Here is a 10,871-nt window from a genome sequence, read left to right on the forward strand (position 1 = left end):
TTCTGTTCGCTGATTTTCCATCAACTGGTTGAACACTGTTGTCAAAATGTTTTTAGACACATCATCTTTTACCGAATGTTCAATAATGCTTTGAACCTCTTCGCTATTCAGTGTAAAATGTACTTGGGTCATATAAAGTCCTCCTGGGTAGGTTTTCTGGTAAAAACATTGTACCGTAAAAGGAGCTTTATATGGCCTTTTATCTTTTACACAATTATATGGACTTTATCAAAACTTTTATTTTATAAAAAAACGAAGTATTATCGATTGTTATGATAATACTTCGTCCTTAATTCATTATTTATATTTTATATTATTTGATACGACCTGGACGTTCCTTATATCCATAGTATGCATCTTCTAATATTTCTTTCATATCACTTACTAAGGCTAAACGAGGATTAACAGGAGTACATTGATCTTCGTATGCTAAATATGCAATTTCTTCAATTGTATCCATGTATTCTTTTTCATCTACCCCTTGGCCTTTAATACTCATACTGATGCCAACACGTTCACCTAATTCATAAACTGCTTTAGCTAAGTTAGCTACACCTTCTTCTGGCGTATCTGCTTTAATTCCTAATAAACGCGCAATATCTTGATATTTTTCATCTGCACGGTAATAGTTATATTTTGGCCATGTTGAAGTTTTAGCTGGACGAGTACCATTATAGCGAATAACATATGGTAACAAGATCGCATTTGTACGTCCATGAACAGTGTGGAAGAATCCTCCCAATTTATGTGCCATTGAGTGAGAAATTCCTAAGAAAGCATTGGCAAACGCCATACCAGCCATTGTAGAAGCATTATGCATTTTTTCTCTTGACTCAAAGTCAGCATCTTTTACTGAACGTTCTAAATATTCAAAGACAAGTTTAATAGCTTGTAATGCTAAACCGTCTGTATAATCATTAGCCATTGTTGAAACATATGCCTCAATAGCATGTGTCAATACATCCATACCAGTGTCTGCCGTAACAAAGTCAGGAACAGTCATTACTAATGCAGGATCTACAATTGCAATTGTTGGTGTTAATGAATAATCAGCTAATGGATATTTGCGATTATTCTTTTTATCTGAAATAACAGCAAACGGTGTTACTTCTGAGCCAGTACCTGAAGTAGTCGGTATACCTACATATTTTGCTTTTGTACCTAATTCTGGGAACTTGAACGCACGTTTACGGATATCCATGAATTTTTGTACTAAATCACGGAAGTCAATTTGTGGTTGTTCATAAAACATCCACATAACTTTAGCCGCATCCATTACTGATCCCCCACCAAGTGCAATAATTGTATCTGGTTGGAAACTCTTCATTACTTCAGCGCCACGTTCAACTGTTGTAATATCTGGATCAGGTTCAACATCTGAGAATACTTGATAAATTACTTTATTAGAACGTAATTCTAATTGTTCAATTACACGATTTAAGAAACCAAGTTTAACCATGGATTCATCTGTAATAATCATCGCTTTTTCAACGTTTCTCATTTTTTGTAAATATTGAATTGAGTCACGTTCGAAATAGATTTTTGAAGGTACTTTAAACCATTGCATATTATTTTTACGTCTCCCAACTTTTTTGATGTTTAAGAGGTTGATTGCACTAACGTTATCACCAACTGAGTTACGTCCATATGATCCACATCCTAAAGTTAATGATGGGATAAATGCATTGTAAACATCACCAATTCCTCCGAATGTTGAAGGTGAGTTCCAAATGACACGAATAGCTCTAATTTGACGACCGAATTCTTTTACTAACTCTTCGTCTTTTGTATGAATTGCTGCTGAGTGTCCTAATCCATTAAATTCTACCATTTCGCGAGCGAATTTCACGCCTTCTTCTTGAGAATTTGATTTTAAAATAGCTAGAACTGGCGATAGTTTTTCACGTGTTAATGGTTCATTTGGCCCAACTTCTGATACTTCAGCGGCTAAAATGTTAGTTCCTTCTGGCACTTTGAATCCTGCTTGTTCTGCAATCCAAGTTGCTGGTTTACCTACAATATTAGCGTTTAAATGCGCTCCAGCACAGTTTTCTCCAAATGCTTTTGCACCAAAACAAAACTCTTCTAATAAAGCTTTTTCACGATCATTTACTATATATGTCCGATATGATTTAAATTCCTCAATCATTTCTTTATAAATTTCTTTATCGATAATAACTGCTTGCTCTGAAGCACATACCATCCCATTATCAAATGATTTACTCATTACAATATCGTGAACAGCTTGACGAACATCTGCTGATTTTTCTACGTATGCAGGTACATTACCAGCGCCAACACCCAATGCTGGTTTACCACATGAGTAAGCTGCTTTAACCATGGCATTACCACCTGTCGCTAAGATGGTTGCTATCCCTTCATTATTCATTAATGCACTTGTTGCTTCCATACTAGGAGATTCAATCCATTGAACACAGTCTTCTGGCGCTCCAGCTGCGATTGCTGCATCTCGTACAATACGTGCTGCATGTGCTGAACTTTCTTGCGCTGATGGATGGAATGAGAAAATAATTGGATTACGTGTTTTTAAGGCAATTAATGATTTGAAGATTGCTGTAGAAGTTGGGTTAGTTGTTGGAGTAATACCACAAATAACACCCACTGGTTCAGCAATTAAGGTTAATCCTGTAACTTCGTCTTCATCAATAATTCCTACAGTTTTTGTATGTCGCATATTATGAACAACATGCTCGCAAGCGAATAAATTCTTTGTTGCTTTATCCTCGAAAACGCCTCGTTTTGTTTCGTCAACAGCATGCTTAGCTAATACACCATGTTGATCAAGAGCAGCAACGCTGGCTTTAGCCACAATATAATCCACTTGTTCTTGATTAAGTTCGCGCATTTTATCTAATGCAATCAAACCTTTTTTAACAAGTTTATCTACCATGATTTCAGCTTCCATTTTTTTATCTACTTCTTTTTCTACTAATTTTTCAGCTACTTTTTTTGTTGCCATTTGACATCCTCCTGTAAGTTGGTGATTTATTTCACATGTATATAATAACCTATCGTTTTCATTTTGTAAAGCTATTTTCATAAATTTTTGCTTTAATATTAGTCATAATCGAAGTTTATGAAAATAAATTTGTGAAAAAATTATATAGTTTATTGTTTTAGCACATATGGAAACGCATCCACTTGTGATTTTTTTAACTTATTTATTTATAAAGGTTTTAAAAAAGCTTGATTTAATATTCTATATTTGTTTTGACATGTTATGACTATAAAAAATCTCTCAATAATTAGATAGTTATCCAATCATTGAGAGATACTTTTTTATTATTCAACTTGTTTTATTCAGTTATTGTTTGACTCGTAAAAGATAATTTAGATTCATTTAAGTGAGCCGTTACAATTGAATCACTGATAATTTTTCCTTTAATTAATTCTTTTGCTAAAGGTGTTTCGATATGAGTTGTAATAAAACGAGAAATTGGACGTGCACCATATATTGGATCATATGCGTGTTCAACAATCCATTCATAAACATCATCACCTAACTCGATTGTAATATTTTGCTCAATTAAACGGTGATTTAATTGTTTCATCATTTTTCTCACAATACCAGCTATATTCTCTTTTGATAACGGTGAAAAGAAGATAGTATCGTCTATTCGATTTAGGAATTCTGGTTTAAATGTACGTTTTAAAATTTGTTCAACTTGCCCTTTAGCTGTTGGAGTTATTTCTCCATTTTCATCTACACCATCTAATAAATGTTGAGACCCTATGTTACTTGTCATAATTAAAACAGTATTTTTAAAATCGACTACTCGTCCTTGAGAATCAGTCAATCGTCCATCGTCAAGTACTTGTAACAAAATATTAAAAACATCTGGATGAGCTTTTTCAATTTCATCTAAAAGCACGATGCTGTATGGTGAACGACGAACTGCTTCTGTTAGTTGGCCACCTTCTTCATAGCCAACATACCCTGGAGGTGCTCCAACTAAACGAGATACTGCAAATTTTTCCATATACTCACTCATATCAATCCGAACCATATGATGTTCATCATCAAATAAGTTTTCGGCTAATGCTTTTGCCAATTCTGTTTTTCCCACTCCAGTTGGTCCTAAAAATAGAAAGCTGCCGATTGGTCGATTTGGATTATGTAATCCCGCTCGTGATCTTAAAACTGCATCACTCACTTTTTCTACTGCTTCATCTTGGCCGATAACACGTTGATGTAAATCTTGATCGAGATGTAATAATTTTTCTCGCTCACCCTCCATTAATCGTGTAACAGGAATGCCTGTCAAACGTCCAACTACACGTGCAATTTCGTCATCTGAAACAGATTCCTGAACTAACCGCTCACCATGTTTTTGTTCACCAATTTCTTTTAGTTCGTGTTCCAAGTTGGGAATAATGCCGTGACGTAATTCTGCTGCTCGTTCTAAGTCATAAGCACCTTCCGCTTCTTCTAATTCGTGACGTGCTTTATCCAAAGCTTCTCGTTTCGAACGTAAAATTTCTGCTTGATCTTTTTCAATTTCCCATTGCATCTTCATTTTATTAGCTTCTTCACGTAATTCACTAAGTTCTTCACGCAAATGATCTAATCGTCTTTTAGATGCTTCATCACTTTCTTTCTTTAAAGCAGCCTCTTCAATTTCTAGTTGCATTAGTCGACGTGTGACTTGATCTAATTCATTAGGCATTGAATTCATTTCTACACGAATAGTTGCACATGCTTCATCTACTAAATCAATGGCTTTATCCGGTAGGAATCGATCTGTAATATAACGTTGACTTAACACTGCAGCAGCAACTAATGCATTATCTTGAATGTTCACACTATGATGTATTTCAAAACGTTCTTTTAAACCACGCAAAATACTAATGGTATCTTCAACAGTTGGTTCTGAAACAATCACACGTTGAAAACGTCGTTCAAGCGCTTTATCTTTTTCCATATATTCACGGTATTCATCCAAAGTTGTCGCACCAATACAGTGTAATTCGCCACGAGCAAGCATTGGTTTAAGTAAATTTCCTGCATCCATTGACCCTTCAGATTTTCCAGCACCCACAATCGTGTGAATTTCATCAATAAATAGGATGATTTCGCCTTCAGCTTTTTTTACTTCTTTTAGTACACCTTTTAAACGTTCCTCAAACTCTCCACGATACTTGGCACCAGCTATCATGGACCCCATATCTAATGAATAAATAATTTTTGTTTTTAAGTTTTCAGGCACATCACGTCTAACAATTCGTTGCGCTAAACCTTCAATTATCGCTGTTTTACCAACACCTGGTTCTCCTATTAATACTGGATTATTTTTTGTTTTTCTTGATAAAATTCGAATCACATCTCGAATTTCCTCATCCCGACCAATTACTGGATCTTGTTTACCACTTTTTACTTGTTCATTTAAATTAATCGCATATTTACTTAATGCTTCATATTGTTCTTCTTGATTTTGAGAAATCACACGATCTCCTCCTCTCATTTCATCTACGATTTGTTTCATTGCTGAGTAATCAATCTTTTGACTAATTAATTCCTTTGTAATTGCCTCATTTTTCTGTTCATATAACGCTAACAGTAATACGTCTGTTGACAAATATTCATCTTGATAAGTTTTCATTATTTTTTCGCTATTTGTAAATAAGCGGTAAAGCCCCTGACTCATCGTTTGCCCATATTGAATTGATTCTCCTTCAACAGTAGCTATACGATCCAATTCTTGATCAACAATTTTAATTAATGTGTCAATTTGTACCCCACTTTTTTCATATAAACGATATGCAAAATGATCAGGTTGTAATAAAACTTTCCACAAATGAGGAATTCCAATTGCTTGATGCTTTCTTATTTGAGCAATTTTTTGACTATCTCCAATTGCTTGTTGGAGTGTTGTGGTCATTTTTTCGACTGCCATTTTTTCCTCCTAACCGATGACTTGAGATATATTTATTTTTATTAAATTCAAAATATATGTCGAAGTCATCTTTGACTTTTTCTAACCTTAGTATATCACTTGGTCAGTATAGGTCAATAAAAATGTTCCAGGTTTTAGCAAAATCAATCCAAAGTCGTACTCATAAAAAAAAGCAGTCTCCTTAGAGTAACTGCTTCATTTATTTCAATTAATTAACGACTAATTCCTAATGAAATACGTGCGTAACGACTCATACGATCTGGCGTCCATGCTGGATACCAAACTAATTTAACAGCTGTATCATTCACTGCTTCCAATGATATTAATGCACGATGAACTTCATCTGTTATTACGTCTGCTAGAGGGCAACCCATTGTTGTCAATGTCATTTGAACTGTACAGAGTCCGTTAACATCTAAGTCAACATCATAAACTAATCCTAAATTGACAATATCAATTCCTAATTCAGGGTCAATAACGGTTTCTAACGCTGTCAAAATCTGTTTTTTTATAGCTTCTACTTCTTCATTAATTTCATTTGGTTGATTTTCATTATTTAATTCATTAACTGTCATTTTCTTCCCTCCTACTAAGCTTTATCGACTATCATTTATATTATAACAAATCTATAATATTTTTTGTAACAATCGGCTATTTTATATTTAATTCATGCGTAATAAATCGATTAGCTAACTGAATGACGCGAAAAGGAACATTATGTCCACTATTATTTGTCCAAACTGCTTTAGTTCGATTAAGTGCAGGATTATTTTTAAAAGTTTCATAAAATGATTGTGCATATTTAATAGGTACTAATTGGTCTTGCTCATCATGCCAAATAAAAAATGGACGACCATCTAAAGTATCAACTTGATGATTCAACGATAACGCCATTAATTTTTCCATAATGTAAAAAATATCCTCTGCTTGATTCAAAGATTCATCACCTTTATCCATAAAATATAAAGTTAATCCAATTAAATCAGGGCTTCCCATCAAAGATACTCCTGCTGACAAATGATCATACTCAACTAATAAAGCACTCGCTGTTATTCCTCCCATACTTTGTCCACCTACAACAATTTTTGTGTCGTCAATTTTATTTGTTTTTCGGTACCACTTGATGATTTCATCGCATTCTTTTACATTTTGAAAAATACAATCTAAAAACATATTTGGCGTATACGCTTTAGAATGTCGATCGCCATGATTAACTGCATCAGGTATAATTACTTTAAAATTATGTTGTGCAGCATCTACTGCCCAGTTCATCATCGATTCCTTTGAATTTTTCCAACCATGATATAAAATCATTAGTGGTTTTTTCTGTACATTGTTATCTACTTTATCAACTTCTAAAATAGGAATATTATTAATCATTTGATGTTCAATTTGAATCACTCAATCACGTCCTTTTATGGTATGATAAATAAATATCGTTTTAAGAAATGTTCTTTCTTATTATTTTATGGTATAATTTTTAATCAGTAAATCAATATGATTATCATTTTATTGAAATCTGTTAATAGCTATTTTAAACGAATTTATAAAAAATACAAATCATAAAAAGGAGTACTCATGAACAAAAAATTAATCGCAATTGATCTCGATGGAACTACTTTAAATGACCAGTCTCAATTATCCTCTTATACTATCAATGTCTTAAGAAAATTAGATACTTTAGGTCATTTAGTTATAATTATTACTGGTCGTCCTTATCGTAATTCAAAAGCAATTTATGATGAAATTAATATTGATCAACCTTTAGTAAATTTTAACGGTGCATTATGCCATTATCCTAAAGATGCTGAGTGGCAAGGAGAATATCATGTCGGACTTGATCGATTAATTGCCATTGACGTGAGTCAAAACTATAAAGAATTAAATAGTGACTTAATTATCGTTGAAGAAAGAAATCATATTTTTGCGACTAGTCATCAACTACCTGTCAATCAATTCTTCCCTGAATCAACTCCAAAACCTATCTTATTAACAAAAGATGTTCTTAAAGTTGATCCAACTGCAGTCACTATATTTACTGCTAAAGAAGATCAAGAGAGTGTAAAAAATCAGTTAATTGAACGATATGGTGAAGTTATTGACGTACGCACATGGGGTGGCGCTATGCCATGTTTAGAAATGGTAGCTAATGGCGTGCACAAAGGATTAGCATTAAAGCACTTAATGGAATATTACGGCATTGCTCATGAAGATACTATGGCCTTTGGTGATGAAGCTAACGATTTAGAAATGATTGAATTCGCTCATCACGGCGTTGCATTAAAAAATGCAATCCCTGAACTTAAAGCTGTTGCTAATTACGTAACAGAATATACTAACGATGAAAATGGTTTAGCTCGTTACTTAAATGAATATTTTGAATTAAATATGGATGAAGAATAACTTGAATATCATTCAATGTGTTATCAGGCGAATAAACACGTTTCAATAAATTATTGAAACGTGTTTATTCGCCTGTCTCAATTAAGAAATTTATATTTTTCTAATATTGAATTGTAACTTACCAAATCAAAACCAGAGAGAATCTAATCAATTGATTGAAACCCACACCCTAACAAATAATTATATGTTTCATCATATATTTTTTTATCTCTTGTATGATCAATACTTTTATCTACTCCTGAAGGTACAAATATTATCATACCTTGTCTAGCTCTTGTTAGTAAAACTCTATACGCATTTAATTTATAGCGTCTTTTTTCACTTTTATTAATTCGTTCCCATTTATCTCCTCTAAAATTATAATAATTCCAAATTCCATCTTTTATCCTGAAATCACCATCCCAAGCTACTACAGCATAATCAAGCTCAAGACCTTGAATATCAAATTCTGTACAAGTTTGCTCTAAAGCATTTGAAGATTCAGGATGTATTTCATCGCTTAAGAACCAATGACAAACATTTATATTGGATTTTACCCAAATACCATATGGTCGCAAACGAATTGCATTGGAACTCGCTAAAACACCAACTTTTTCAGTTCCTCTTTTAATATTTTTTACCCAATTTTTTGCTTTATTTATGTCTCTTGTAATCAAGATTGGATAGTTTTGAATTTCATTATATATATCTTTCGCTTTTTCTTGTTTTTCATCAAGAACTGCATGTACAAAAGAAGCTAGTTTTTCACTTCTAAAACTCCTTAACGATACTCCTAAATGTAAATCTGACTTGTACACATAATCAATATCTTTAATAATCTCAGTAAGTTCTGATGTTCCCACGTATTCCACTTCATTTAATCTATCTGATATGAATAGCTTCCAACTACTAAAATCTTTTCTTAATGCATCGATCCATGCTTGAATACCTGCTTCTCCTGTATTAATTTCTTGCCCACCACCTACAAGGCAGACAACAACACACCAGTTTTTATGGCGATCCATAATTTCTAATAAACACTCTGGTTCTGACATTTGAAAATTGGGAGTATTTTTCTTTTCTTTCATAAATTTTGAAAGTTGATCTTTAGTCCATGTTCTTTGAGCTTCGTCAAATATAACTATATTTTCAAAAGGGATATCATTGTTAGTAATATAATTGTCTCGAAATTTATGAATATTATTTATAAAACTAATTGTTTGTCGTCTAGCTTGAGTTATTTTAACATTTTCTCTGTATTTTAAATCTTTAGCCAATGCTTCCTGTAAAACTGTTACTAATGGTCCATTTCCTGATAAAAAAACAGAATTACTTTTCTCATTCTCGCTTCTATTTCTATTTTGAGTTGCAATGTTTAATCCCGCTAAAGTTTTTCCAGCACCTGGAACTCCGGTTATAAAACATATTGCTTTTTCATTAAATTTTCTGCAATTTTCTATGATCTTATTAATTGAATTTGTTGTGTGAGTCAAATTTTCAGCAGATGCATCAGACCTTGAAATATCTTTAACATCATGATTAGCATACATATATCTAGCTGATTCAATAATTGTTGGTGTTGGGAAATATTCTGAATTAATCCACTGCTTTGCATCTATCTCAGTATCACTAAATTCTTTCAAAATACTTTCAATGATCTCTTTAATTGAATCTTTATTTGCTCGAATTACTCTGAAAATTTTATCGTCACATATTGCTATTTCATAATTAAAATATGGTGCATCAGTTGCAACACTTATTGGCACAATATACCTATCTCTACTCTCTTTATGAAAATTTTTGAGATCTAGCGCATAATCCATAACCTGATCATCTGTAGATTTTCTGTGCTGTTTATCATTAGTTTTATATTCTAGCAAAAATAAAATGCCATGAATTATAACAACCACATCTATTCTATTTCCTATACGAGGTATTGTATATTCAAATATAATATCGCCTTCAAATTCTCTTAACTGATTCTTTAAAATATTTATTTCAATTTGCCATGATTTTTGAGTTTTTATACCTGCATCAAATAATTGATTACGATTATTAATAATACCTTGAATCTTATTCGAATCATCCTTAAGAAAATTTGAAATTTTATTATCATAATAACAGTTCATTATCTTCCTCCAAATTAGCTGATAGTAAATAAAATATAATATAATATTAAATATAAAGTATTTTACTAAATATAATTTTATTATATCATAGTATAGATTTAAAATAATTCTGATCAATTCATCGAAAGATAAAGTCCATATAATTGTGTAAAAGATAAAAGGCCATATAAAGCTCCTTTTACGGTACAATGTTTTTACCAGAAAACCTACCCAGGAGGACTTTATATGCCCCAAGTACATTTTACACTGAATAGCGAAGAGGTTCAAAGCATTATTGAACATTCGGTAAAAGATGATGTGTCTAAAAACATTTTGACAACAGTGTTCAACCAGTTGATGGAAAATCAGCGAACAGAATATATCCAGGCTGATGACTATGAACGATCCGAAAGTCGTCAGAGTCAAAGAAATGGCTATTATGAACGAGACTTTACAACGCGGGTAG

The 10,871-nt window shown here is 32.6% G+C and carries 8 protein-coding genes; 2 read left to right on the top strand and 6 right to left on the bottom strand.

Annotated elements, in window-relative coordinates; translation table 11 throughout:
* From L866_RS09520 to L866_RS0107390, 5 genes are all read right to left on the bottom strand, one after another.
* Positions 1 to 132: transposase (locus tag L866_RS09520; RefSeq protein WP_025730625.1), on the bottom strand; the 132-nt coding region annotated here is incomplete at its 3' end.
* Between the two features lie 181 nt (positions 133 to 313).
* Positions 314 to 2,980, bottom strand: a complete 2,667-nt coding sequence (adhE, locus tag L866_RS0107375) for a bifunctional acetaldehyde-CoA/alcohol dehydrogenase (RefSeq protein WP_025730626.1) — start codon at positions 2,978 to 2,980, stop codon at positions 314 to 316.
* A gap of 337 nt (positions 2,981 to 3,317) precedes the next feature.
* Positions 3,318 to 5,915, bottom strand: a complete 2,598-nt coding sequence (gene clpB, locus L866_RS0107380) for an ATP-dependent chaperone ClpB (RefSeq protein WP_025730628.1) — start codon at positions 5,913 to 5,915, stop codon at positions 3,318 to 3,320.
* 212 nt (positions 5,916 to 6,127) lie between these two features.
* Positions 6,128 to 6,490 carry a metal-sulfur cluster assembly factor gene (locus L866_RS0107385; RefSeq protein ID WP_025730630.1) on the bottom strand — a complete coding sequence of 121 codons (363 nt, stop codon included), beginning with the start codon at positions 6,488 to 6,490 and terminating at the stop codon, positions 6,128 to 6,130.
* A 76-nt stretch (positions 6,491 to 6,566) separates the two neighbouring features.
* Complete coding sequence (locus L866_RS0107390) at positions 6,567 to 7,316, bottom strand: alpha/beta fold hydrolase (RefSeq protein ID WP_025730631.1); 750 nt, start codon at positions 7,314 to 7,316, stop codon at positions 6,567 to 6,569.
* A gap of 177 nt (positions 7,317 to 7,493) precedes the next feature.
* On the opposite strand from L866_RS0107390, the gene L866_RS0107395 reads away from it, so the two are divergent.
* Positions 7,494 to 8,318, top strand: coding sequence for a Cof-type HAD-IIB family hydrolase (locus L866_RS0107395; RefSeq protein ID WP_025730633.1), 825 nt, complete (start codon positions 7,494 to 7,496; stop codon positions 8,316 to 8,318).
* A 143-nt stretch (positions 8,319 to 8,461) separates the two neighbouring features.
* Here the strand turns inward: L866_RS0107395 and L866_RS0107400 are convergent, their stop codons facing one another.
* A complete protein-coding gene (locus L866_RS0107400) occupies positions 8,462 to 10,426 on the bottom strand; it encodes a DUF2075 domain-containing protein (RefSeq protein ID WP_025730635.1) in 1,965 nt (654 codons plus the stop codon).
* A gap of 225 nt (positions 10,427 to 10,651) precedes the next feature.
* Between L866_RS0107400 and L866_RS0107405 the strand changes: the two genes are divergently transcribed.
* A partial coding sequence (locus L866_RS0107405; protein ID WP_025730637.1) for a transposase occupies positions 10,652 to 10,871 on the top strand: 220 nt, incomplete at its 3' end.

The organism is Atopobacter phocae ATCC BAA-285 (genome assembly GCF_000526675.1).
Classification (GTDB): domain Bacteria; phylum Bacillota; class Bacilli; order Lactobacillales; family Aerococcaceae; genus Atopobacter; species Atopobacter phocae.

Bases quoted from the DNA above. Each gene is read 5' to 3' on its own strand.
- adhE (WP_025730626.1), bottom strand. From the start codon at position 2,980: ATGGCAACAAAAAAAGTAGCTGAAAAATTAGTAGAAAAAGAAGTAGAT.
- clpB (WP_025730628.1), bottom strand. From the start codon at position 5,915: ATGGCAGTCGAAAAAATGACCACAACACTCCAACAAGCAATTGGAGAT.
- L866_RS0107385 (WP_025730630.1), bottom strand. From the start codon at position 6,490: ATGACAGTTAATGAATTAAATAATGAAAATCAACCAAATGAAATTAAT.
- L866_RS0107395 (WP_025730633.1), top strand. From the start codon at position 7,494: ATGAACAAAAAATTAATCGCAATTGATCTCGATGGAACTACTTTAAAT.
- L866_RS0107400 (WP_025730635.1), bottom strand. From the start codon at position 10,426: ATGAACTGTTATTATGATAATAAAATTTCAAATTTTCTTAAGGATGAT.